Annotated in this window: 17 protein-coding genes; 10 read left to right on the top strand and 7 right to left on the bottom strand. The window is 62.5% G+C overall.

The genetic code is table 11. The annotated features are described in order from the left end of the window. The first annotated feature begins 8 nt into the window (after nucleotides 1-8). The 10 genes from ABEA02_RS13345 to ABEA02_RS13300 all read left to right on the top strand — a co-directional run bounded on the left by ABEA02_RS13345 (nucleotide 9) and on the right by ABEA02_RS13300 (nucleotide 19119). Nucleotides 9-2681 (top strand): YegP family protein, encoded by a 2673-nt coding sequence (locus tag ABEA02_RS13345; protein ID WP_345533529.1) that lies wholly within the window; start codon nucleotides 9-11, stop codon nucleotides 2679-2681. 16 nt (nucleotides 2682-2697) lie between these two features. Beyond that, the gene (locus ABEA02_RS13340; protein ID WP_345533527.1) at nucleotides 2698-5430 is read left to right on the top strand and encodes a hypothetical protein; all 2733 of its coding nucleotides are present in this window, start codon (nucleotides 2698-2700) and stop codon (nucleotides 5428-5430) included. 5 nt (nucleotides 5431-5435) lie between these two features. Further along, nucleotides 5436-7022, top strand: coding sequence for a contractile injection system tape measure protein (locus tag ABEA02_RS13335; RefSeq protein WP_345533525.1), 1587 nt, complete (start codon nucleotides 5436-5438; stop codon nucleotides 7020-7022). Further along, nucleotides 6980-8374: an ATP-binding protein gene (locus tag ABEA02_RS13330; RefSeq protein ID WP_345533523.1), complete on the top strand. Its 1395-nt coding sequence runs from the start codon at nucleotides 6980-6982 to the stop codon at nucleotides 8372-8374. Before ABEA02_RS13335 ends, ABEA02_RS13330 begins: the two co-directional genes overlap by 43 nt. Before the next feature lie 294 nt (nucleotides 8375-8668). After that, complete coding sequence (locus ABEA02_RS13325; RefSeq protein WP_345533521.1) at nucleotides 8669-12283, top strand: DNA/RNA non-specific endonuclease; 3615 nt, start codon at nucleotides 8669-8671, stop codon at nucleotides 12281-12283. Nucleotides 12284-12496: 213 nt separating this feature from the next. Continuing rightward, nucleotides 12497-15937, top strand: coding sequence for an eCIS core domain-containing protein (locus ABEA02_RS13320; protein WP_345533520.1), 3441 nt, complete (start codon nucleotides 12497-12499; stop codon nucleotides 15935-15937). Further along, complete coding sequence (locus tag ABEA02_RS13315; RefSeq protein ID WP_345533519.1) at nucleotides 15934-16398, top strand: hypothetical protein; 465 nt, start codon at nucleotides 15934-15936, stop codon at nucleotides 16396-16398. The genes ABEA02_RS13320 and ABEA02_RS13315 overlap by 4 nt, the downstream gene beginning before the upstream one ends. A 30-nt stretch (nucleotides 16399-16428) precedes the next feature. Beyond that, nucleotides 16429-17181: a hypothetical protein gene (locus ABEA02_RS13310; protein WP_345533517.1), complete on the top strand. Its 753-nt coding sequence runs from the start codon at nucleotides 16429-16431 to the stop codon at nucleotides 17179-17181. A gap of 1083 nt (nucleotides 17182-18264) precedes the next feature. Then, nucleotides 18265-18786, top strand: a complete 522-nt coding sequence (locus tag ABEA02_RS13305) for a GNAT family N-acetyltransferase (protein WP_345533515.1) — start codon at nucleotides 18265-18267, stop codon at nucleotides 18784-18786. Between the two features lie 36 nt (nucleotides 18787-18822). Continuing rightward, complete coding sequence (locus ABEA02_RS13300; RefSeq protein ID WP_345533513.1) at nucleotides 18823-19119, top strand: hypothetical protein; 297 nt, start codon at nucleotides 18823-18825, stop codon at nucleotides 19117-19119. Nucleotides 19120-19203: 84 nt separating this feature from the next. Here ABEA02_RS13300 and ABEA02_RS13295 read toward each other — a convergent pair whose 3' ends face one another. From ABEA02_RS13295 to tssH, 7 genes are all read right to left on the bottom strand, one after another. Further along, the gene (locus ABEA02_RS13295) at nucleotides 19204-19482 is read right to left on the bottom strand and encodes a hypothetical protein (RefSeq protein ID WP_345533511.1); all 279 of its coding nucleotides are present in this window, start codon (nucleotides 19480-19482) and stop codon (nucleotides 19204-19206) included. Beyond that, nucleotides 19479-19613 (bottom strand): hypothetical protein, encoded by a 135-nt coding sequence (locus ABEA02_RS13290; RefSeq protein WP_345533509.1) that lies wholly within the window; start codon nucleotides 19611-19613, stop codon nucleotides 19479-19481. The genes ABEA02_RS13295 and ABEA02_RS13290 overlap by 4 nt, the downstream gene beginning before the upstream one ends. A gap of 26 nt (nucleotides 19614-19639) precedes the next feature. Beyond that, nucleotides 19640-19960 carry a hypothetical protein gene (locus tag ABEA02_RS13285; protein WP_345533507.1) on the bottom strand — a complete coding sequence of 107 codons (321 nt, stop codon included), beginning with the start codon at nucleotides 19958-19960 and terminating at the stop codon, nucleotides 19640-19642. Nucleotides 19961-20049: 89 nt separating this feature from the next. Beyond that, complete coding sequence (locus ABEA02_RS13280; RefSeq protein WP_345533505.1) at nucleotides 20050-20445, bottom strand: M35 family metallo-endopeptidase; 396 nt, start codon at nucleotides 20443-20445, stop codon at nucleotides 20050-20052. A 109-nt stretch (nucleotides 20446-20554) separates the two neighbouring features. Next, nucleotides 20555-20884: a hypothetical protein gene (locus ABEA02_RS13275; RefSeq protein ID WP_345533503.1), complete on the bottom strand. Its 330-nt coding sequence runs from the start codon at nucleotides 20882-20884 to the stop codon at nucleotides 20555-20557. 85 nt (nucleotides 20885-20969) lie between these two features. After that, nucleotides 20970-21989, bottom strand: coding sequence for a M35 family metalloendopeptidase (locus tag ABEA02_RS13270; protein WP_345533501.1), 1020 nt, complete (start codon nucleotides 21987-21989; stop codon nucleotides 20970-20972). A 22-nt stretch (nucleotides 21990-22011) separates the two neighbouring features. Further along, a complete protein-coding gene (gene tssH, locus ABEA02_RS13265) occupies nucleotides 22012-24735 on the bottom strand; it encodes a type VI secretion system ATPase TssH (protein ID WP_345533499.1) in 2724 nt (907 codons plus the stop codon). Between the last annotated feature and the right edge of the window lie 85 nt (nucleotides 24736-24820).

The following is a 24820-nucleotide window of genomic DNA, read 5'->3' as shown; positions in this document are numbered from 1 at the left end:
GTCAGGTCATGCTGCTCACACCCACCCTGTCACGCCAGAAAGAGCCGGTCGCCGCACTCGACCAGCAGCAACTGCACGCGCTCGGGCTCGACCACGTGCGTCGCCTGTCGCGCCGGCTGTGGACTGACCACAATCTCCACGACCCCGGCATCACTACGCTGGAGCTGCTGTGCTACGCCCTCACCGAACTGGCGTACCGCTCGCGCTTCCCGCTCGAAGACCTGCTCGCCACCCCCGACGACAACGCCGGCAACATGGCCGGCCAGTTCTTCACGCCGCGCCAGATCCTGCCCAACCGCGCATTGACCCAGCGCGACTACCGCAAGCTCATCATCGACCTGCCCCAGGTGCGCAACGCCTGGTTCTACCCCGTCCCGCACACCTTCTACGCCGACACCATTCAGAAGAAGCTGCGCCACGACGACCCGCACACGCCGGGCATCCGTCCTGTCACCGTGAAGGGCCATTACGGTGTGCGCATCGAGCTCACGAACCCCGACGCCACCAAGGCCGAGAAGGAAGCGCTGTACAAAGTCATCGACACCACGCTGCAGGCCAATCGAAACCTGTGCGAAGACTTCGTGGACATCGACGAGGTGAAGCAGCAGCACTACAACCTGTGTGCCGAGCTGGAACTGACGGCCGATGCCGATCCGCTGGAGATCAGCGCGCAGATCCGCTTCCAGGTGTCGCGCTACCTTGCGCCGCCGGTGTTCGCCCACAGCCTCAGCGAGATGCTGGCGCGCACGCATGCCGACGGCACGCCTTACACCGTGCCCGAACTCTTCGAAGGCCCGGCGCTGGCACATGGCTTCATCGACGACGCCGAGCTGGACGCTGCCGAGCTGCGCCGCGAGATCCGCCTGTCCGACATCATCAGCATCATCATGGACCTGCCCGGCGTGCGCGCCGTGCGCGACATCGTCATCAACGCTGTCAGCTTCAACAAGCTCACCAAGACCTGGGACGCCACCGAAGCCGAAGACAAGTGGCGCCTCGTCGTACCCGAGGGGCACCTGCCCGTGCTCGTCGACGACGTGAACCGCCTCGTGCTCTACAAGCGCGGCGTACCGGTGCCAGTGAGCAGCAGCGATCTGCAGGCTCGCGTCGATGCACTCGAAGCGGCCGAAACGGCCGCCATCGAATCGCCCGGTGCCGAAGACCTGCCCCTGCCGCTGGGCCGCCCGCGTGACACCGCGAACTACCACAGCTTCCAGCTGCACTTCCCCGAGGTGTATGGCATCTCCGCCGTTGGCCTCTCGCCGCAGGCCGATGCCCAGCGCCGCGCACAGGCGCTGCAGCTCAAGGGCTACCTGCTGTTCTTCGATCAGGTGCTGGCGAATTACTACGCCCAGCTCTCGCAGCTCAATCGCGTCTTCCGCCTGGACTTTGCTGCCGACTACGAAGCCGCCCTCAGCGATGAGGCGCGCCGCGCCGTGGCCCGCACGCGCTTTGCACAGGTGGTGCAGAGCATTCCCGGCTACGCCGACATCTACAAGGCCGGCATCAGCGAGATCGAACTGGCCTCGCTGCTGGAGAGCGACAGCGAGGCCATCGCGCATCGCAACCAGATTCTCGATCACCTGCTGGCGCGTTTTGCCGAACAGTTCCACGACTACGCGCAGATCATGCGTTCGGTTTTCGGCGACAGTCCGACGCGGATGGCCATCGTGAAGAGCCGCTATCTGCAGGCCTTGCCCCAGCTTGGCGCAGCGCGCAGCATCGGCTGGAACAAGTCGCTCAAGACGCCCGAGAGCCAGTGGAACAGCCTCAACATCTCGGGCCTCGAACAGCGCCTCGCAGCCCTGCTCGACATCCCCAATCCCTCACGACGCAACCTCGGCACCGTCTCTTACGACGCCTACACCGAGGTCGACAAGGTTGATGACAGCTCGCCCGAGTACCGATTCCGCATCAAGCACCCGGTCAGCAACAAGATCCTGCTCAGCAGCAGCAAGAACTACCCGACTGCCGACGCGGCAAAGCTGGAGATGGAAGTCGCGATCACGCGTGCCCAGCTCGCCGAAGGCTATCAGCGCAAGACCACGGTCGACGGCAAGCGCTACTTCAACATCATCGACGCGGGTGGTGAGGTGGTGGCGAGACGCATCGAGTACTTTGCCAGCGCCGACCTGATGGAAGCCGCCATCGCCGCCTTGATGGCGCACCTGCGCGACTTCTACAGCGGCGAGGGCATGTACCTCATCGAGAACCTGCAGCTGCTGCCGGCCGAGACCAAGGCGCCTTTCACGGAGCCCTTCTTCCCGATCTGCGTCGATCCCTCGTGCAGCGATTGTGCCGACGACGACCCTTACTCCTACCGCATCCACATCGTGCTGCCGGCCTATGCGGGCCGCTTCCAGCACATGGCCTTCCGCAATTTCGTCGAAGAGACGATCCGCCAGGAAGTGCCCGCTCACATCCTGCCCAAGATCTGCTGGATCGATGCGGACCAGATGGCCGCGCTGGAGTCGGTCTATCGCGACTGGATCCCGGTGGCCGGCGACCTCAAGCATCCGTCACGCGCCGAGCGCATGCAGAAGCTCATCGACGTGCTGACCGGCAAGGACTTCAAGAGCGTCTACCCCACCCGCTTGCTGCATGACTGCAGCTGCGACGAAACCAAACCTCCCTTCATTCTCGGCCGCACCGCGCTGGGCAGTGAAGACCTGAAAGCCTGAAACGGGAGCAAGCAAAATGGCCGATCCAGTCAAAGCAGTCCTGAGCCTCGAAAAACTGACCAGCGAATACAGCGTCTTCGAGCGTGACCAGGTCCTCACCGAAGCGCAGCTCAACAGCGTTGCCAGCTACTTCGACGACCAGGAGCGTCTCGCCCGTGTCGAACTGCTGGGTGTCGGCTGCGTCGGCGGCCTGCGCGTCTCCATTGCCACCGGTGGCAAGGTGCGCGTCAGCAAGGGGCTGGGGCTCACCACCGACGGCGACCTGCTGATGCTCGCCAGCGATACGCTGTACGACAGCTTCAAGCCCTATGACAACACCGCGCCCTACTACAGCCGCTTCTACACCGGCGTGGCGCCCAACCAGACCATGCTGCCCGTCTTCGAGCTGGTGCGCGAAGGCGAGAGCGACGTGCTCAAGAAACCGCTCGCCACACTGCCCTCCGCGCTCAACAGCTACGTCGTCGTGATGTACATGGAGAGCTATGAGCTCGACCACGACCTGTGCAGCGCCGCCGACTGCGACAACCTGGGCATTGTCGCCACGCACACGCCGCGCATGCTGCTGGTGCGCGAGACCGATGCAGCGGCGCTGCTCGGCACGATCTCCTCGCTCACCGACAAGGCCAGCCAGCTGCCCGTGCTGGTCGCCACCCGCCCGCAGATCAGCGGCGCACTGACTACCACCGCCGCCCTGGCATCGCTTTACCTCACGGCCTGCACCACCATCAAGAACGCGCTGGTCAATGCGGTCGATGAACTGCACAAACAGATCCCCGTGCTCACGCAAGATCTGTTCGGCGGCGACCCCAGCCCGGCCTGGATCGCCCAGCTCAACAGCACGCTGACGAGCTACAGCAGCAACACCAGCGGCATCCAGTATTTCTACGACTACCTCAAGGACCTCGTCGAAACCTGGAATGCGCTGCGCGACGCCTTGCTCGACAACGACTGCGTGATGTGCCCCGACCTTATGGCCTTCCCCAAGCACCTGCTGCTCGGTGCACTCAAGGCCCCGGCCACCTTGCGCACCGGCTTCTACGCCTCGCCGCTGACGGGCAGCGCGCGCACGCACCTCGCGCATGCGCACTTCCTCGCGCAGAAGCTGCATGTGCTCATCAACACCTTCCAGCGTCCCGCCAACCTCAGCGGCGCCGATGCCGTCATCGTCACGCCCGGTCGCAGCGAACTGGTGAGTCTCGAAGAGCGTGCGATTCCCTACTACTACGCGAAGACCGACAGCGGCTTCTCCCTCCTCGCCAGCTGGAGCTGGCTGCGCAGCAAGCGCGGCACGCATACCGGCATCACGGCCTACCGTGCTGCCACGCTGGGGGCCAGCGCAGCCGCACAGGCCCCGCTCACCGGCCAGATCGGCCAGTACGACTTCTTCCGCATCGAGGGCCACCTCGGCCAGAACGTCGACACGGTGATGGACAAGCTCGAAGCCGAAATCAAGGCACGCAACCTGCCGTTTGCCGTGCGTGCCGTGCTGCTGCACTCCAGCACCGGCCCGATCAAGCGCCGACCCAAGATCCGCTACAACGACCTGCACCGCATCCACAAACTGTTCCGCGCCGAAGTCGACACGCAGCTCGAACGCGCCACAGAGTTCAGCAAGGCCTTCAGCGAAAAGGTGGCGGAAGGCGCCAAGGGAAAGCTCTTCCCCGACGAGGGCACGCGCGCGACGGAGGCAGCCAACACCCACGGCTCCTTCTCCAAGTCGGCCGGTAATGTGCGCAAGGCACTGACCGCGAAGCGCTACAGCGACTTCCGCGCCGATAACACCTGGGCCTCTTCCCATTCGGAAGCGCAAGTCACCGCCGCAAACTTCAAGCGTCAGTTCGGCGATATTGCGCGTACCGACTACATCACGGCACTCGACACCCACCTGTCGAACAACCACCGCCAATGGCTGGACTGGCTTGACGTGCTCATCGACGACAAGGACAAGAAGGCCGACGAGCGCGTACTGCTCGCCAACTATCTCAAAACCCACCCCGGTCTCGAACACTACGCCGGCGTGCTGCGCGGCGGCACCTTCGTGGTGGTCTACAACGACAGCGCGACCGTTGTTGCCGACTTCATGCTGCCCTATCGTGAGACCGAAGACGCCGAGGACGAAGCCGACGAGCCGACGCTGACGCCGGTCGTGCCGGATTTCATCCGTGAGGGTGTCAAGGTGCTCAAACCCATCGAATGGCGCTTCGACGATCTCAAGACCGGCATCCGCGACGAGTGGCTCAAGGAAATCAACATCCAGAAGGACTACCAGGTCTTCTTCAAGGACTCTCTGGGCTCCATCGCCGAAGTGGTCAGCAAGTTCAACGTCGGCAACGTGAAAGATCCGGGCTTCGGCTTTGTCGACACCGGCGACTCGCTGCTCAACTCCCTGCTTGAAGACCTCAAGGGCAAGGCCAACCAGCTCGACAAGCTGCGTAACGATGTTGCCAGCGGCAAGCTGGGCAAGGAGGCGGAGGCCGCGGTCAAGAAGCAGATCGTCCAGTACGAACAGGAGATCGCAAAGGGCGTTACCAATGCCACCCAGCGCATGGTGGATGCCGGCGTCAGCATGGCTGCCGGCCAGCCGGGCGCCAACGCCGTCGCCGAGATGGGCAACGCGCTCGTCAAGGTCAAGGACGATGGCGCCGTGAAGACTGCGCAGGCCGGGCTGCAGACCATCGCGAACAGCGCGCCGCAGGGCTCCTCCAATGCGGCGCACGCCGTCGCCAATGTCGTGGGCATTAAATTCTGACAACCATGCCAGTGCCGCACCGCATCCGCCGCCAGCGCTGGGAAGTTCGCGTGCCTGACAAGGCCGCGGGCTTCGCCGCGCGTGCGCAACTGCGCAGCGCGCTGGAGGACAGCCTGCTGCCCGCCATGAGCGCAGCCTTCGATGCGGTCTGCGGTGACGACGAGATCATCCACATCCCACGCCTCACGCTGCACATCCGCCTCGGCAAGATCGAGGCCCTGGCGACCGACCTGCCTGAGCAACTGCCCGCCCTGCTGCGCGAGCAGATCGAAGCCGCACTCGCCGGTCGCTCGCCCGAGGGTGGTGCCGTGCGCCACATCCAGCGCGCTGCTGGCCGCCGCAACACCGTCATGCACTACCTGCAGAGCGGCCACCTCGCCTGGTACGACGCGCCGACCGACGTCAGCGACACGACGCCGGACCTCGCTGCACTGCTGCGCCAGGAAGCCCTGCCACTCGCCAGCCAGTGGCTGCGCGGCCCCGGCGTACTGCAACGCAGCCTGCCGCGAGACTTCGACACCTGCGTGGCCTTCCTCTTCCGCTTCCTGCAGTTACTACCCGAGGCCCTGCGAACCGAGTGGGTGCCCGCCATGCTTGACCGCGCACCCGATGCGGCCAGCGTGCTGCGCTGGCGCTATCCCTTGCACGCCTTTCTCGGCAGCGTGCAGATCAGCGAAGTGCCCACGCACAGCCTGATGCTGGCGCAAGCCGCCACGCTGGCGCAGCTGTGGGTGGGTAGCCCGCCGTCCAGCATGCAGGCCCTGCGTGCGCTCATTGCGCCCCTCAGCGGCATTCCTGCCGTGTTGCTCGACCTGCTCGACGAACCGCTAGCAATGCGCCCCGATCACTTGCTCGCTGCCGACAGCGTGCGCGCGCCCAACCCGACGCGCCGCGATGACCCCGCACAGACGACAAACGCGGCAACGCAGTCCACCGAAGGCATGCCCGACAACGCAGCGGCAGCCATGCCTGCGGCGCTACCGGAAGCGGAAGCACCACACGCCGCGCAGAACCTGCCGCCCCTTGCCATCGCCACCACGCTACCGCGCGATGAAGACAGCACCGACACACAACTCGGTCTGCGCGTCGCCAGCGCCGGCCTCGTGCTGGCGCACCCCTTCCTCTCCAGCCTGCTGCTGGAGTGCCGTCTGCTCGATGACAAGGAGATTCCCGTCGCGAAGCTGCCGCGTGCCGCCGCGCTGCTGCACTGGCTGGCCTGGAGTCGCGACGAGGTCCACGAATTCGAGCTGGGCTTCATCAAACCGCTACTGGGCCTCTCGCCGGACGCGGCGCTGGCGGTCTCGCCTGGCCTGATAGACGACACCGACAAGGCCGAGTGCGCGGCCCTGCTGTCGGCCATGGTGTCGCACTGGCCAGCCCTGCGCAGCACCAGCGCAGAGGGGCTGCAAACCACCTTCCTGCAACGCACGGGCCTGCTGCGCCCGATCAGCAACGGCCCGCAAGAGGGCTGGCAGCTACAACCCGAACCCCGCCCCTTCGACATGCTCCTCGGCCAGCTGCCATGGAGTATCAGCATCGTGAGACTGCCATGGATGACCAGACCGATCTTCACCGACTGGCCGACGCCCTGATCGCTAACGGCCAGGACCTCGAACGCGAACTCGACTGGTTTGCCAGCCAGCTGGAACTGCGCCTCAAGGCCTACTTCGGCGACCCGTCGCAAAGCCCGCCGTTGCCACAGGAAGGCACACCGCCACCTGACCTGTCGGCCAGCCAGTCGAGCTGGTCGCGCTTCCTGCAGCGCTACGACATCAGCGCTGCAGAGCGTCTGCTGATCGTGCTGGCCCTCGTGCCGCATCTGCGCCCACAACTGCTCGACGTGCTGCTGACGCGCAACGACGTCACGCAGCGCCCCTTCACCGAGTTCGGCGGCTACACCGGCCGCCCTGACGCGATGGCAGGCAGCGGCTTCATCCCCAGCATCGAGACCGCGCAGTTCCTGCTTGCCGGCGACTTGCTGACCGAACGCCTGAAGGTCGCCAGCATGCTGGAACCCGAAGCCCGCCTCGCGCGCCTTGACGTGCTCTACACCAGCCATGTCGCACCGGGCGAGCCGCGCAGCAGCGCCGCACTGCGACTCTCGCCGCGCTTTGTCGCAACGATCACGCGCGGGCAGGACGAGCGCCCGGCATTCAACGAATACTTCCCCGCGCGCCGCATCACCAGCGGCCTGCGCTGGGACGAGCTGGTGCTGCCCGAAGCCACGCTGGCCCAGCTCGACGAAATCCGCAACTGGCTGCAGCATGGCAGCACCCTGCTCGACGACTGGGGCATGGGCCACCGCCTGCGCCCCGGCTACACGAGTCTGTTCTGCGGCCCGCCGGGCACGGGCAAGACGCTGTCCGCCGCGCTGCTCGGCAAGCTGTGCGGCTGCGAGGTCTACAAGGTCGACCTGTCGATGGTGGTGTCGAAGTACATCGGCGAGACCGAGAAGAACCTCGCGCGCATTTTCGAGCAGGCCGAAGACCGGCGCTGGATCCTGTTCTTCGACGAAGCCGATGCGCTGTTCGGCAAGCGTACCCAGGTCAGCGATTCGCACGACCGCTATGCCAACCAGGAGGTCAGCTACCTCCTGCAGCGCATCGAGGATTTCCGCGGCGTCGTGATCCTCGCCACTAACCTCAAGGGCAACATCGACGACGCCTTCCTGCGCCGCTTCCAGTCCGTCGTGCACTTCCCGCTGCCGCGCAGCGCCGAACGCCTGCGCCTGTGGCGCGAAGCCTTCCCGCCGCGCGCCACGCTGGAGCCGCGCCTCGACCTCGCCCGCCTCGCCGAGCGCCACGAACTGTCGGGCGGCACCATCATGAACGTCAGCCGCTACGCCGCGCTGCGTGCGCTGGCGCGCGCCGACACGACCATCCTCGCATCGGATGTGGAAGAAGGCATCCGCCGCGAGTTGAACAAAGAGGGCCGTGCGCTGTGAGCGCCTGCCTTGAGCAAGCTTTCTGATCCGCCCATGAGAACCGGGCAGAACAGAGCCTGCACACTCGCGCTCCCCCCTTTGCAAAAGGGGGGCTGGGGGGGATTTCGTCTGGCCACGACAAGACCAATCCCGCTCTTGCCCACGGGCTGCTTTGCACGGCAGCCCGGCTGCGTAGAGGCAGAGCAATGCGCTGCCAATTCCCTGCCTCGCCCCCCTTTTGCAAAGGGGGAGGTCGCACATCGCGTGGCGGAGCCGTGTTCCACCCGCGTCTGTCTCCGTCGCTAACACGTCACCATGCAGACCCAGGGCCCACAACTCGTCAACCGCCCAGCGCCCCCGGCGCCGGTTGTCACCGGGCCGACTGCCGCACCCTCCGCCACCACGCAAACCCTGCAAAGCACCATGGGCGGCGCGCGCACTTCGCCCGGCATGGTCGGCAGTGCGCCGGGTGATGCGCGCCTCTCTGCCATCGACAAGCTGCTCGGCGAGCGCTTCTATCGCATGCGCAACGGCCAGGTCATCGAGCTGCCGTCCGACATGACGCGCGAGAGTGCCGCGAAGCTGGAGGCTGAGGCCGAGGCGGCGAAACAAAGGCTCGGCAAGGGCCCCGGCCCGCTACCCATTCCCGACGTGCGCAAACCTGCTGACAAGAGCGGCAAGAAGGATGGCAAGGCCACCGGCAGTGACAAGCGTGCTGGCGGTGCGAAGGGTGGCAGCGCCCGCGGCGCTAATCGTGGCAGGGGCAAGGGGCAGCTGCGTGAAGTCGGCGGCAAGGTTGCGCTGTTCCTCATTGCCAGAGCGCGCCCGGTGCTCGCACGTGGCACCGCCATGCTGGCGAAGCTTTCCGCCAACGAGCAGACGCACGACAACGCTGCGCAGAAACTCGAACAGAGCGAGAAGGCCGTGGTGTCGCCCGTGGCCGAGAACCAGTCGCGCAGCAACACCGGTCAGGTCAATGCAGTCGGTGCGCGCCCCGCGCCGCCCGTCGACGAGAACAAGGGCAAGCAGACCCTGCAGCAATCGCTGCGCGACAACGTGCCGAAGAACATCGAGGACGTCGACAACTTCAAGCGCGACATGAAGGGCCAGCACATCGGTGCCGATGTGCTCAAGACCGTGCAGGGCGACAAGAACGCCGTCGTCGGCACCTTCGCCGACATGGGCCAGACCCCGCCGCCGGCCGCGCCTGACCACACGCCCGAGGCACTACCGCCGATGGAGAAGGCACCGGCCACACCCAACCTACAGCTGGGCGCAAACGCCATTGCGCCGCTGCAGCGCGAACACACCGACGTCAGCAAGTTCACCAACGAGGCCGACGCCAAACTCAAGGAAGAAGGCGTCACGCAGGAACAGCTCGACATGGTCGACAGCGGCGACCTCGCCACGGCCAACAAGGAGAAGAAGGGCATGGCCGACATGGCGGCCAAAGAGCCCGCGGCTATCCAGAACTTCGCAAAGCAGGAGACCGCGAAAGTCGACGCCGACATGCAGCAGAGCGAGAAGAAGCAACGCGATGCCATGGTCACGCGCCGCAAGGGCGGCCTCGGCGCCACCGGCGAAAAGCAGCGCCACGCCAAGACCACGCTGGAGAAGAAACGCGAGGAAGTCGCCAACCACATCAACGGCATCCACAAGGCCGCACAGGCCAAGGTGACGAAGAAGCTCGCCGATCTCGAAACGCAATCGATGAAGCGCTTCGACGATGGCAATGCGCAGGCGACGCGCGACTTCGAGAACAACGTCAATCGCGACATCGACGCCTTCAAGGACGACCGCTACTCCGGCATGTTCGGCTGGGCGCGCAAGGCCAAGGACTGGCTGCTCGGCATGGACGAACTGCCGGGTGTGAAGGCCATCTTCGACCGCAACCGTGCTGCCTTCGTGAGCCGCATCGAAGGCCTCGTCGCACAGATCAGCGCCGACAACAAACGCGTCATCCAGGAGTGCAAGGACGAGCTGGCACAGGCTCGCAGCACGATCAAGGACTACGTCGACAAGCTCGGCCCTGCACTCAAACAGATCGGCCAGAAGGTGGCGGGCGAAGTGAGCGAACAGCTCGACGCCCTGGACGGCTTCATCGCGAAGAAGGAAGAGGAGCTGCAGCAGCAACTCGCCGACAAGCAGCAGGCCGCCATCAAGGCCATCGACGAGAAGATCGAGAAGATGAAGGAGGCCATGTCGGGCGCGCTCGCCAAGCTCGGCAAGCTGCTGCTGTGGGCCGCCAAGAAGTTCTTCACCTGGGCGCTGTCGAAGTTCGGTTATTCGCTCGGCGAGATCGAAGACATCATCAGCAAGGGTGCGGCCGTGCTCAAGGCCATCTTCACGCAGCCCATCGCCTTCGTGAAGAACCTCATGCGCGCCGCCATCACGGGCTTCGAGAACTTCGGCAAGAACTTCCTCAAGCACCTCAAGGATGCGCTGTTCGAATGGCTCACGGGCTCGCTCGAAGGCCTCAAGCTGCCCTCGGTGTGGAACCTGCAGGGCATCATCGGCGTCGCGCTGCAGATGATTGGCGTCTCATACACCAATCTGCGCAAACACCTCGTCACCGAGATGGGCGAGCCCGCCGTGAGCGGGCTGGAGAAGACCTTCACACTCGTGAAAACCCTGGTCACCGAAGGCCCCATGGCCGCGTGGGAACAGCTCAAGAGCATTGCCAGCGAGATGAGCGAAGCCTTCGTCGCAGCGGTGCAAGACTTCATCAAGATGAAGATCATCGAGCAGGCCATCCAGTGGGTGGTGAGCCTGTTCGTGCCCGGCGCCGGCATCGTCAAGGCCATCATCGGCATCTACGACACGGTCGTCTTCTTCATCCAGAAGGCGAAGCAGATTGCGAAGATGGTGTCGAACTTCCTCGGGTCGATAGCCGAGATCGCGGCCGGCAACATCGGTGCTGCCGCACAGGCGATGGAAGATGGCCTCGCACGCGGCCTCTCCCTCGTCATCAACTTCCTCGCCGCCCTGCTACGCCTCAATGGCATCACGGCGAAGATCCGCGACGCGATACAGAAGGTGCGTGACAAGGTGGACGGCGTGCTCGCCAGGGTGGCGAAATGGGTGGCGGACAAGGCGCGCGGGCTACTCAGCCGGGCCATGGGTGGTGACCCCAAAGCCACGCCACAGCAACGCCTCGATCAGGGCATGGCCGAGGCATACACCGCCGTGATGAAGTATCACGGCAAGCCCGTGGGCGCTGTTGTGCTGCGTCCTCTGCTCGCGGTCATTCGGGTCAAGCACCGCATGACGCGTCTGGATGTCGTGCTCGAGAACGGCAAGTGGACCATCGAAGGTGAGGTCAATCCAAAAGCCAAGAGGCCGACACCGGTTGAAGGCACCGGCGCTGCGGGCATTAGATCCAAGGTTCATTACTACACAGCCAATGGCAATCGCGGCGCCACGCGCATGCTTGCCGACCCTATCGGCCCGGACTTCAAGGAGTTCGGCAGCCGGCCCTCCGAAGCGGGTGCGCCGCCGATCTGGGAGAAGGTCAACATCCGCCGCAAATCCGATATCCGTCTCTACGTGCTGGGGCATCTGCTCAATCATCGCCTGGGTGGTGCCGGCGACCGCAGCGACAACCTCACACCGATCACGTTCAGCATGAACGCGCGGCACTACTCGCAGGTCGAGAATTTCATCGTCGACAACATCGGCACCAAGTCCAAGCCACGCTGGTACCGCTACGAAGTCATCGTGAACTACCCGTCGAGCGCACGCACCATCAGCGACGCCGATGAGAAGAAAGGCGTTGTCTCTCAGGAAGGATTGCTCGCCAAATCGTTCGATTGCAACTGGCAGGAGCTGGAGGAAGACCCGGACGATCCGGGAGAGTTGAAGAACAAGGTAGGCAGCAAGAAAGAAAAGGTCACCGTCGACCACGACATTCCGCCCTACCCGGACACCTGAGTCGCATGAGCGCTATCCACACTACTCGCGCAATTCGTCGTTCCCGCGAAGGCGGGAACCCAGCGACTTTTCTTTGCCGTTTCGAACGACACTGGATTCCCGCGAGTACCCTCTCCCCCACCCCCTCCCCCGCAAGCGGGGGAGGGGAGCGCAGTGCGGCTTCGCCGACTGTAAAGCTGGCGGGAATGACAAGTGCTCCGGACGCCTGAACGCATGAGCACCGCCGTCACCACGAAAACCACCGCACCCACCGTGCAACGCGCCGCGCAGGTCAACCGCGCGACGACGCTGCCGGCGCCGGTGCGTGTGCCATCACCCCCGGTAACGGTGCAGTGCGCACCAGCAATGAAGGTCTCGTCGCCCAACGATGCAGCCGAGAAGGAAGCCGAGGAGACGGCGAAGCGCGTGATGCAGATGCCGGCCGGCATCAAGCGCCCCGGCGCGGCAGACCAGCCAGGCGGCAAGAGCGGCGGCACGAAAACCGTCATGCGTTCGGCATGGCAGTCGCCCTACTTGGCGCGCATGGCAGGCCTCATCGTGCAACGCGAATCGGCACTGGCGCGCATGGTGGCCGAAGCCAGCCCGCGCGGCATCGCCCTCGTGCAGCGGCAGAAGCGCTCGGCGAGCACGGTCGATGGACAAGTGGATGTGTCGGCCAACCTCGCTGCCGAGATCCGCAACGCGCGCGGCGGCGGCAGCCCGCTACCGCCCAGCGTGCGGCGCTTCATGGAACCACGCTTCGATGCCGACTTCAGCGGCGTGCGCGTCCACACCGGCGAGCAGGCGGCGGGCATGTCGCAAGACCTGTCCGCCAAGGCCTTCACGGTGGGCCAGGACATCTTCTTCGGCGCCGGCCAGTTCAAACCCGACACCGCCGAAGGCAAGGAGCTGCTCGCCCACGAACTCACCCACACCGTGCAGCAGGGCGGCGCGAAGCAAGGCGCCGGTGCGCAGCGCAGCGTCGACGACAGCGTCGTCCATCGCGAACCGGTGGCCGAAGGTACGATCCAGCGCGACCTGCTGCCGGACCCTTGGGACTACGTCAAGGAGAAGGCCGACAGCCTGCCCGGCTACCCGCTGTTCAAGGTCATCATCGGCTACGACCCGCTCAACCAGACGTCAGTGCCACGCGATGCCGGCAACATCATGCGCGGCGTCATCAGCCTGCTGCCGGGCATCGGCCCCAAGATCAACGAAGCGCTCACCAACCACGGCGTCTTCGCCAAGGTCAGCGCCTGGGTGTCGACAGCGTTCGACGCCGTCAAGGATGTCGGCAAGAACATCTGGAACGACGTCAAACAGTTCATCAAGAACATCGGCTCCAAGATCCTCGGCGGGCTCGGTGCGCTGTGGGAGAGCGGCAAGGCCATCATTACCGGTCCCATCGACCAGGTCATCGGGCTCGCCAAGTCCCTGGGCACAGGCATCGTCGAGCTGATCAAGGACCTCATCCTCAAGCCCATCGGCGCCTACGCGCAAACCACCAGCGGCTACAAGATCCTGTGCGGCATCATGGGCAAGGACCCGATCACGGGCGATGCCGCCAGCCTCGATGGCGAAGCCCTGATGGGCGCCTTCATGGACTTCGTGAACCAGGGCGAAACCTGGGCCACGATCAAGCAGGCCAAGGCCATCCCGCGCACTGTCGCGTGGTTCAAGCAGAACACGGGCATCCTCAAGCAGAAGGTCATGGCCATCCCCGGCCTGTTCCTGACCGCACTGAAATCGCTGACGATCTACGACATCGTCCTCATCCCCCTGGCTTTCATCAAGCTCGGCAAGGTCTTCGCCAACTTCGCAGGCGACTTCATCACCTGGGCCGCCAAGGCCGTGTGGGATCTGCTGGAGATCGTCTTCGACGTCGTCAAACCCGGCGTCATGGGCTACGTCAAGCAGACCGGCGGGGCGCTCAGGGACATCCTCAAGAACCCCATGCCTTTCGTGCGCAACCTCGCCAACGCGGGCAAGGCCGGCTTCAACATGTTCGCCGGCAACTTCGTGAACCACCTCAAGAAGGGTCTGCTCAACTGGCTGACCGGCTCACTGCCCGGCGTCTACATCCCGAAATCCTTCGACCTGATGGAGCTCTTCAAGCTCGGCCTGTCGGTGCTCGGTCTCTCCTGGGCCAACTTGCGCGAGAAACTCGTCAAGGTGCTCGGTGAGAAGACGGTTGCCTTCGCCGAAGGCGCGGTTGACGTCATCATCACCCTGAAGAATCAGGGTCCCATTGCGGCCTGGGCACAGATCAAGGGCCAGCTCGGCAGCCTGGTCGGCACCATCGTCGACGGCATCACCGGCCTCGTCGTCGACGCCATCGTCAAGAAGGCCATCCCCAAGGTCGTCGCGATGTTCATTCCGGGCGCCGGCTTCATCAGCGCGATCATGTCCATCGTCACGCTGATCACCACGGTCTACGAAAACATCAAGCAGATCGCCGCTGTAGGCAAAGCCATCGCAACCAGCATCGTGCAGATTGCCGCCGGCAACATCGGCGCCGCCGCCAAGAAGGTCGAGGGCATCCTCGCCGGCATGCTCAACATCGCCATCAATTTCCTGCTCAACTTCGCCGTCGGCAAGATCGCCGACAAGGTCATGGGCGTCATCCGCAAGGTGCGTGACCCCGTCGACAAGGCATTGGATGCGGCGATTGGCTGGGTAGTCGGTGTAGCCAAGAAGCTGCTGGCAAAGCTGATCGGCAAGGGCAAGGATGCGCTCAAGAAACTGTTCAACTGGGGAGCTACCAAGGCACGCTTCCGCGACGACACGGGGCACGGTCACACCATCTTTGTCGAAGAGGGTTCGTCGCCCAAGCTGATGATTGCCAGCGCCCCCAAGGCCGCGGACGCGTTCCTCGCAGAATACCTGTCGAAGAAAGACGCAGCCTTCAAAGACGCCAACAAGGACAAGATTGGCGCCGTCGGCGGCGCCATCAGCAAGGCACGCGGACTCATCACTACCATTGCCGCCATGGAGCGCGCCAACAAGGCCGACCCGGCGCTACCGGGCAAACAGGCCGAACTCAAAGCTGCCAATGACGCCATCGGTTCCACCGTTGATGCGCTCATCAAGGCCGATGGTATCGTCGGGCCGCTGTTTATCGACCGCAAGCAACTCGGCTGGACACCAGAGACGATTGCGCACTTCAGTGACCGAACGAAAAACCCGATCTGGGATACCGTCAAAGCGGACGCCCAGCCAGGCGAATTCAGAAATGCGAAGTTTGATATCCGCCACAAGATATCGATCAGCGACACCATCTCCAGCACCGATGCCGCCATTCGCCCCAAGAAATTCTCCGAAGCCGCAAACATGCTCAAATCCCATCCCAAGCATCCCACCACGCCTGCCAGCGAGACCAAACCCGGCATCGTGGCTGCCGCACGCGAAATGTTGCAGAAGGCCAATAACTACCTTCCCAACCTGTTCCTCGGAAAAGCCTCCGAGAACCGCAGACTCGGTAAGCGCTACGACGATAAATTTGCTGACGGACCAAACAAGGCCAACGCAGTCGCTGCGCAAAAGGCTGATTTCATCGAGCAATTTGGCTTTGCTGGCGAAACATTCACGATAACCATTGAACGCAAATCGATAAAGCGCAACACCAGCGACCTCGTCGAGCAACACACCGTTCCGGGCAAAGGAAATAAAAAATGATTAGCGCGGCACCGATCACGGCCGATCTGTTTTGCGAAGTGGTGGTGCAGATTTGCGCCACATTTGATTGGGCACCCACCAGTTTTGATCGTGAAGGCGAACACGTCGTTGCCGTAACGCTGTCACCCGACGATGCATTCAGCGAAGTGCTATGGATTCTGGACGCAGCTGGCCAATGCTTCCGCTGTCTCGTCATCTGGCGTCACACCCTTAGCGGCACACAACTGACTGAGGCCCTTGTATTCAGCGCGCTCGTCAATGAACGCCTCTACCTCGGCTGTGTTGAACTGCATCTGCAGTCCGGCAACCTTCTCTTCCGCGACGGCGCCGCCATCACCCCCGGAACGCTCCACGACGAAATCGGAGCCGTCACTTCACGCGTTTTTGATCTTGCGTCGCGTTACACCCATGTCTTGCAAAAGCTACAAGCTGGCGTGTCCGCCAGCGAGGCCCTTTCCTGAACGCATCGCCCATTCCGCAGGAGGCTGCGCATGCTCATCTCCGTCATCAACCTCACCGCCGGTCACATCAAGGACGACGAACTGCAGACCGTCATCCGCGCCATCAACCGGCAGATCAGCGAAGACTTCGAACCCTACTGGCATTTCGGCGCGCGTCTGCGTCTTGAGGGCCACGGCGGCAGCACGAAGACCAAACAATCCTTCGCCGACCTGCGTGGCGATGCGATCCTCTACCTGCTCAAGGAACCCAACGTCGACGACGCCCTGGGCTACCACGAGGCCAACAACAACGGCATCCCCTACGGATTCGTCTTCACCGGCCTGTCAAAAGAACTCGGCGAATCCTGGACAGCCACCTTCTCGCACGAAGCGCTGGAGCTGCTTGCCGACCCGCTCGCCAACCTGCTCGTGCAAGGCCCCCACCCCACCGAGAAGCGCCAGGTCTTCCACTGGTTCGAGATGTGCGACGCCGTGCAATCGGAGACCTACGAAATCGACGGCGTCACCGTCTCCAATTTCGTGCTGCCGCTCTACTTCACCGAAGGCTCGGAACCTGGTGCCCGCAACGACTTCCTCGGCCGCGGCCACAAGCGCAAGACGCTCAAATCCTTCAACGTCAATCCCGGCGGCTACATCGGCTTCTTTGACCCCAAGACGGGGAAGCATGAGAACTTCTCTATCGAAGCCGATGAGACTGCGGCAAAGCGGAAAGCCATCAAGGGGCGGCTTGCGAGCGGGCGGGGGAATCAGCGGAAGCGGAGCATGAAAACTCCGCGACGCTGAAAGACCTGTCATCGCAAACGATGCCATACACGCAGTGCAGTCCCTACAATCCAAGTACAGACATCACCAGAAGGCGCTCAGAAGTAGCCCGGGCCGGCCTCCTGTCAAAGACTCCAAAACAACCAGATGGATATTCGTCATGTATGACCTGATGATGGGGCTTCTTCTGCCTGGCACCCTACTCTCAGCTCTAGCCGCATTTTTATGTGGGATTGGAACGATTCTTTATTTGTCGTGGCTATGCATTCGAGCAGTCAAAAACAAAAATCCTGTCCATGCAGGCTTGTTCTCAGCCTCGGCTTTTCTGACGCTGGCGGGGCTGTATGGACTAACGTTCTTGATTAGATCTCAACCAGGTGAGTGGCCATTCAATCCGCTGCACTTCCCAATTTACGTCATGTATATCGCCTTCTGTGGGACTGGCATGTACATGCTTACGAAGTAGCCGCGCCAGGTTGCCGCTCGAACCCGTGTGATCTCTTAGCCTCCACACGGTGAGAGCACCGCACGAAATCTGCCTAGCGCGAATAGCGCGGCATCATGACGCATCCATCTCAAGTCAGGCAGTTCACAAAACCTGAGCGACACCTTATCAACCCTCTTCTCAATAGTCTGGGCCATCTTGTTTGTGCTTGGGCAGTTTGCAATATGGCTATTGCTACCTCCAATCGTACTAGCCCTGCTGATCAAACAGGTTCTGAAGAAGCGCCTTGGCTTCCAGTTGAATCGCTATTGGGTTTTCTTCATCGCACTGATGCTCGCCATTCCATCGTATTGCGTGGTCGAGACCTTTCTGTCTCACCACTATGTAATGAAGTATGTAGACCGGTTGAGCGAGTCGTAAAAGAAGACATTGAGTTCAGACGAGCATTTCTGGTCGTCATCCTTCAAGTACAAGAACGATGAGGATCAAGAAGCCTGGTGCATTTTCTATGCGGGCAGCAAGTAGCCCGGATGCAGGCGCAAGCCGGAATCCGGGACTCCACGTGCTGCACTGCCCCCGGATTCCGCTGCGCTGCATCCAGGCTACCCGTTCATGGCGAACTCCTGCCCCCGATCCGCTTCACCCCCAAGGAGGATTGATTGCGCTTCATCTCTTGCCACGTCGATACCCATGCCGACCGGATCCTCGACATCCTCAACGAGGCCATCCTCAACTCGACGGCTTTGTACGACTACAAGCCGCGCACGCTGGAATCGATGCGTGCCTGGTTCATGACCAAGGCATCAAACAGCTTCCCGGTGATTGGCCTGGAAGATGACGCAGGCGTCTTGCTGGGCTTCGCAAGCTACGGCACATTCCGCGCTTTTCCGGCGTACAAGTACTCGGTGGAGCACTCGGTCTACGTGCATAAGGATCACCGTGGCAAAGGCATTGGTCTGGCACTCATGCAACGTCTGATTGCCATGGCGCGGGAGAACGCGGTGCACGTGCTGATCGGCGGCATCGATATCGAGAACACCGGCAGCATTGCGCTGCACGAGAAGCTTGGCTTCACCCATGCAGGCACCATCCGGCAAGCCGGATTCAAGTTCGGGCGCTGGCTGGATCTGGGCTTCTATCAACTCATACTGGATACGCCGGAGGTACCAGTTGATGGTTAAGCCGGCGCAGTACCGACAACTCGCCGAGGACCAGGGATGACATCCACTCACGAACTGCTGTTTGTTGTCGTGACGCTGGCCGCCCTGTTGTGGATTGCCATCAAGGCGACGCTTGTTGTTTGTCGCGATCCGCTGATTGAACGCCCCCAGAGGTCAGCCCAGCTTTCTCTCGTCTGGCTGCTACCCCTCATAGGGCCCCTGGTCGTTCTCGCCGTGCAGCAACCGCAAAAGACCAGGCGGAGAGTCAGCGCCTCGGGAAGTAGTGCCAATGAGGACAAAGGCAATGCAGCCGACGTCTTTGAGGCGCTCGTGGAAGGGCTGGACAAGGATTGACCAGGCTGGGGAAGACCATGTCCAGCAACCAGGTCGCGCAGCTCAACGTCGCCACGATGAAGGCGGCACTCAGCGACTTTGCGTTCAGGTCGGGGCATGTCGAGATCCTGCGGTGTCCTCTTCAAGCTCGTCGTCGTAGGCGATCTCGTAGACCTGCAGCAGCCACAGTTCGGCATCGCTGGCGACATTGATCGCTGCGATGTGGCCTCCGTTCTGGCCTAGCCAGCGCGCCTTGCCCCAGGAAATCGCCTCGTAGCGGATGCCGCCTGCCAGCAGCGGTGCCGGTTCGGGGATTTCACTGCGCTCCTGCTCGGGGCTATCGTCATCATCCTTGCTGTTTTCCTTGTAGCACCAGAGACTCACCTTGGCGTGAGGGTGCGCGTTGGCGTCTTGATGATGGCCTTGCACGACGTCTCGCCATTCGTCTTGTCGGTGCCGGTCAGGTAACCAGGCACATCCACCGCGAAATAGGCCCAGCTGTCGGCGTTGTGCAAAGCGTATTCCGGCGTCTGGTCAGCGATCAGGGTAGCGGCTTACCGTCACTGACTCTGAGTTTCCAAGTGCGCTTGCGCTCGTCGATGGCGGTAAGCACGCCAGCCTTGGTATCCAGTGACAGCGAAGCGACGTACACCTCCTGTGCGTCGCGCTCTTCCTTCTCGTCAAACTGGATCTCGTAGAGTTGAACCATCCAGAGTTGCTTGCCCGTCGCTTCATCGACCGCAGCAATCACGCCACCCGCCTGCTTGAAACCATGCTCCATCGGGCGACGCATCTGCTCGTAGCGAATGCCGGCATGCGATACGGGTCGCGCTGTCGGCGCCCGGCGTTTTGCTGATTCCATTTGCACATCCTTTCTGTTGTTTGTGGCGTCGGCGCTCACGTTCTGCGCACACGCCGCGCAGGCCAGCAGCGCAGCAAGGCCGACGCGTATCACGACAAGGCCTCGGTGACTGCGCTGGCCGGCACGTTGCCCAGCACATCGCCGCAGAAGTCGGCCCAGCTATCGGCGTTGTGCAAAGCGTATTCCGGCGTCAGCACGGTGGAGCCCTCCGGCTTGAGACCTTTGGGGCCGTACACGATGTCTTCGGTCGACACCTGCTTGTGCGACAACTCGTGAATGATGGTGCGTGCGCAACGGTACAGGGGACTCTGGTTGCTGGGCGCCACTTCGCCAGCCTTCGCAAGCCAGGCCCCTTGCAGGTAAATCACGCTCATCGATTCAGCGGTGTAGATGAATGCCCAGTCTTTCCAGCCGCCCGTGTTGCGATCGTCGGGCTCATCGGAAATCACGACACTGCTGTCGTTGCAGGCTGCCGCAATCTTCATGTAGCCCGTCGCCAGCATGTGCGTATCGCACGCCGTCGCGGACTACATTCGCCACAGATGGGGGAACTGTGCGATCACCCGAACGATTGAACGTCGCGGCGACCCTGCTTCAAGGCTGCAGCGTCGAGGTTCTCGCGGCGGGATCCACAATAAAACGCAGACCACGCTCATTTTCGATCCGCAGCTTGCCGTCGGGCTGCAGTACCATGCTCTTGAAAAAGACGTCCTGCACGTCACCTTCCTTGCCCGGTACGCGGGTGTTGTCGTAGACCTTGAGCACCCACAGCCGTGCGCCAGTTGCTGCGTCATGCGCTGCCAGATATCCGCCCATCTGGTCCAGACCGGCCACCAATCCGTTCTTGATCTGCTCGTAGCGCACCCCGGCGTGCTCGACTGCCTCCACTTGGGGCGCGGGAATACGGCTGCCTGACTTCTTCATGACAATGGGTTCCTTGGTGGAAATGGCTGCTGCATTGCTGGCGCAGCCGGCGCCTGCGCTAAGCGCGGCACATAGCAGCGCAAAATTAGCGAGCCATCGCATTTTTGATCAGCGCATCGGTCAATGCGCCACCGCAATCAGCACAGAACCAGGCCCAACTATCCGCATTCTCGATCGCTTTGGAGGCAGTCAATTTGCGGGGATTGATGCCCTGGTGTTCGTAGGCATGATCTTCGGTATCAAGCTCGCGGTGAGTGAGCTCATGCACCACGATGCGCGCCCAATTGGTAAGGCCGGTAAGTGTATTACGCGCACCGAAAAACTCTTCTTCGATGTACACCACATCAAGCGGGTCGCCCCAGACGAAGGCCTCCACCCCATCGTTATCAGTACCACCGCGCTCGGACACAGAGTCTGTATAGATGAGGTGACCTGACATCAGCTTGGCGGCAATTTTTTTCAGGCCCGCATTGAGCGTTGCCGCAGCGGCCACCACGTCAGCATCGGTACTGGATGCGTCGGCGAACCAGCGGGCAACCTTCGCGAAGTTAGTGTCTTTCTTGACATTGCTGCAAACCGTCATGGCACGCTGCACCCACTTCATCCCTTCGGCCGAGGCATCACTGAGATTCTTGCGCTGCTCCAGTGAGAAACGTTCCGTCGTGTCAGCAAGCTTAGTCGTCGCACCCGCGAGGCCACCCTTGAGCGCCTCGTGAGGCCAGTCGGTGAAAGCCGGCGGAATCGACACGCACCATACTTTGTGCGCACCAAACCGCTTGAGCAAATAGGTGTGACGCAAGGTTTTGAAGGCGCCGAGGCGCCGCGCAAGATCCGCATCGATCATCACGCCAGCGCCCTTACCACTCAGATCCTCGCCGGCCGCTTCGAGCAGAGATACTGCTTCATTCGTTCCTTTCACTGCAGCCACAGAGAGCTTTGCACGTAGCTCATTCACCACACTGGCTTCACCCACATTGAAGCCATCAATGGCTGCGAATTTGCGCGCGCGCACGATGATTGCCTGCCACTTGTCGTCTTTCGACAGCTTCTTGCTGGCAAGGCCATCGAGCACCTCGCTATAGGCCTCTGAAAATCGGGTTCCCATCAGATTGTTCCAATGTCAGGTTTCAGTTGAAGTCATAGGCAAAACTTTCGCCCGTTACAGACACACGGACCCCTGCAATTTCCTTGCCTTCCATCATGCGGGTCAGGAACTCGCGCGAGATGTCCGGCAGCATGGTGTTGGTGAGGATGGCGTCGATCATGCGGCCGCCCGATTCGCTCTCGGTGCAGCGCGACACGACGAGCTTGACCACATCGTCGCCATACTCGAACGGAATCTTGTAGCGGGCTTCAACGCGCTTCTTGATGCGGTTGAGCTGCAGCTTGACGATCTGGCCGAGCATGGTGTCGGACAGCGGGTAGTACGGAATCGTCACGAGGCGACCGAGCAGCGCGGGCGGGAAGATCTTAAGCAGCGGCTCTCTCAATGCCTTGGCCATGCCCTCGGGATCGGGCATCAGCTCGGGGTCCTTGCACATGCTGGCGATGAGGTCGGTGCCGGCATTGGTGGTCAGCAGGATGAGGGTGTTCTTGAAGTCGATGAAACGGCCTTCACCATCTTCCATGAAGCCCTTGTCGAAGACCTGGAAGAACATCTCGTGCACGTCAGGGTGAGCCTTTTCGACTTCGTCGAGCAGCACGACGGAATACGGCTTGCGGCGTACGGCTTCGGTCAGCACGCCGCCTTCGCCGTAACCGACGTATCCGGGAGGCGCGCCCTTGAGCGTGGAAACGGTGTGCGCTTCCTGGTACTCGCTCATGTTGATGGTGATGACGTTCTGCTCGCCGCCGTACATGGCCTCGGCCAAGGCGAGCGCAGTCTCGGTCTTACCGACACCCGAGGTACCGGCCAGCATGAACACGCCGATGGGCTTGCTCGGATTGTCGAGACCGGCACGCGAGGTCTGGATGCGCTTGGCGATCATCTCCATGGCGTGGTCCTGACCGATGACGCGCTGTGCGAGGTGGTCGGCAACCTTGAGGATGGTCTCGATCTCATTGCGTGCCATGCGGCCCACAGGGATGCCGGTCCAGTCGCCGACGACAGCCGCGACAGCCTGGTAGTCAACGGTCGGCAGGATCAGCGGCGACTCGCCCTGCAGCGTCTGCAGCTTCTCCTGCACGGCGCGCAGCTGGGTTTGCAGGCTCTCGCGTTCGGCGTCACTCATCGCGGGAGCAGCGGGTGCGACGGCGGGCGCCGCTTCTGCGGCAGCGGCTTCGAGGTTGCTGCCCGTGCCTTCAACGGGCTGGATACCGGCACGCAGCTTCTCGCGCAGGGCGAGCAGCTCGTCGACGAGCGCCTTCTCTTCGTTCCAGCGTGCGTCCAGCGCAGCGAGGCGTTCCTTCTCGGCAGCCAGCAGCGCCAACGTGTCGGTCTCGCGATTACCGATGACGACACCGATGGCCTTCTCGCGGCCGATGATGCCCAGCTCCGTTTCCAGGGCTTCGATGCGCTTGCGACTGTCATCGACTTCAGCGGGTGTGGCGTGCAGGCTGACGGCAACGCGCGCGCAGGCGGTGTCGAGCAGGCTCACGGATTTGTCCGGCAGCTGACGTGCAGGGATGTAGCGATGTGAGAGCTTGACGGCGGCTTCGAGCGCTTCGTCGAGAATCTGCACCTTGTGGTGCTTCTCCATTGTCGAGGCCACACCGCGCATCATGAGGATGGCCTTGGGCTCGTCGGGTTCGTCGACCTGCACGGTCTGGAAGCGACGCGTCAGCGCGGGGTCTTTCTCGATGTGCTTCTTGTATTCAGCGAAGGTCGTGGCACCGATGGTGCGCAGCTGGCCGCGCGCGAGAGCGGGCTTCAGCAGGTTGGCCGCATCGCCCGTACCGGCAGCGCCACCCGCGCCAACGAGGGTATGCGTTTCGTCGATGAACAGGATGATGGGTTTGGTGGAGGCCTGCACTTCGTCGATGACCGAGCGCAGACGCTGTTCGAACTCGCCCTTCATGGATGCGCCAGCCTGCAGCAGGCCGACGTCGAGTACCAGCAGCGACACTTCCTTCAGTGAAGGCGGCACGTCGCCGCGCGCGATGCGTTGCGCAAAGCCTTCGACCACAGCGGTCTTGCCGACGCCCGCTTCGCCAACGAGGATGGGGTTGTTCTGGCGGCGACGCATGAGGATGTCGACGACCTGGCGGATCTCGTCGTCACGGCCGACGATGGGGTCCATCTTGCCGCTGCGGGCCTGCTCCGTAAGGTCGGTGGTGAACTTCTTCAGCGCCTCCTGCTTGCCCATCTGCGCAGGCGCCAGGGCGCCGCTGGCTTCACCGGGCGCCGCCTCGCTACTGGTGGCGACCAGGGCATCTTCGGGCGACCCGCCGACGATCTTCGGCAGTGACTCGGCAAGATCGTCGGCCTTGATGCGTTCGAACTGGCGCGAGATGGCGTACAGCGCATTGCGCAGGTAGTTGGTCTTGACCATGCCCAACAGCAGGTAGCCGGTGCGCACGTTGTTGTCCTTGAACATCAGTGAGCCATACACCCAGCCACGTTCGATGGCATTTGAGATGTTCTCGGCGATGTCGGAGATTGCTGTCGCCCCACGCGGCAGGCGATCGAGCGCCGCAGTGAGGTCGCGCGCCAGCACGGCTTCATCAACGCCATAGTGGCGGATGATGCGATGCCAGTCCGAGTCCTGCAGTTGCAGCAGCTGCGCAATCCAGTGTTCCAGCTCGACATAGGGATTGCCACGCAGCTTGCAGAAAACGGTAGCACCCTCGACGCCCTTGTAGGCCAGGCTGTTGAGTTTGCCGAACAATGCGACACGACTGATTTCACTCATGCTCAAAACTCCCTGTCTGTACTCGCTGAATTTTCGTAACAAGAGAACCTGAAGAAAACCTCAACACGCATTCCAGATTCCCGGC

The sequence above is a fragment of the Viridibacterium curvum genome (assembly GCF_039544165.1).
Taxonomy (GTDB): domain Bacteria; phylum Pseudomonadota; class Gammaproteobacteria; order Burkholderiales; family Rhodocyclaceae; genus Viridibacterium; species Viridibacterium curvum.
This window is presented reverse-complemented; position numbering and strand designations above follow the sequence as displayed.

What these genes read in the sequence shown, in the direction of transcription:
- ABEA02_RS13345 (WP_345533529.1), top strand. Translation starts at nt 9, where the DNA reads ATGCTGCTCACACCCACCCTGTCACGCCAGAAAGAGCCGGTCGCCGCA.
- ABEA02_RS13340 (WP_345533527.1), top strand. Translation starts at nt 2,698, where the DNA reads ATGGCCGATCCAGTCAAAGCAGTCCTGAGCCTCGAAAAACTGACCAGC.
- ABEA02_RS13335 (WP_345533525.1), top strand. Translation starts at nt 5,436, where the DNA reads ATGCCAGTGCCGCACCGCATCCGCCGCCAGCGCTGGGAAGTTCGCGTG.
- ABEA02_RS13330 (WP_345533523.1), top strand. Translation starts at nt 6,980, where the DNA reads ATGGATGACCAGACCGATCTTCACCGACTGGCCGACGCCCTGATCGCT.
- ABEA02_RS13325 (WP_345533521.1), top strand. Translation starts at nt 8,669, where the DNA reads ATGCAGACCCAGGGCCCACAACTCGTCAACCGCCCAGCGCCCCCGGCG.
- ABEA02_RS13320 (WP_345533520.1), top strand. Translation starts at nt 12,497, where the DNA reads ATGAGCACCGCCGTCACCACGAAAACCACCGCACCCACCGTGCAACGC.
- ABEA02_RS13315 (WP_345533519.1), top strand. Translation starts at nt 15,934, where the DNA reads ATGATTAGCGCGGCACCGATCACGGCCGATCTGTTTTGCGAAGTGGTG.
- ABEA02_RS13310 (WP_345533517.1), top strand. Translation starts at nt 16,429, where the DNA reads ATGCTCATCTCCGTCATCAACCTCACCGCCGGTCACATCAAGGACGAC.
- ABEA02_RS13300 (WP_345533513.1), top strand. Translation starts at nt 18,823, where the DNA reads ATGACATCCACTCACGAACTGCTGTTTGTTGTCGTGACGCTGGCCGCC.
- ABEA02_RS13285 (WP_345533507.1), bottom strand. Translation starts at nt 19,960, where the DNA reads ATGGAATCAGCAAAACGCCGGGCGCCGACAGCGCGACCCGTATCGCAT.
- ABEA02_RS13280 (WP_345533505.1), bottom strand. Translation starts at nt 20,445, where the DNA reads ATGAAGATTGCGGCAGCCTGCAACGACAGCAGTGTCGTGATTTCCGAT.
- ABEA02_RS13275 (WP_345533503.1), bottom strand. Translation starts at nt 20,884, where the DNA reads ATGAAGAAGTCAGGCAGCCGTATTCCCGCGCCCCAAGTGGAGGCAGTC.
- ABEA02_RS13270 (WP_345533501.1), bottom strand. Translation starts at nt 21,989, where the DNA reads ATGGGAACCCGATTTTCAGAGGCCTATAGCGAGGTGCTCGATGGCCTT.
- tssH (WP_345533499.1), bottom strand. Translation starts at nt 24,735, where the DNA reads ATGAGTGAAATCAGTCGTGTCGCATTGTTCGGCAAACTCAACAGCCTG.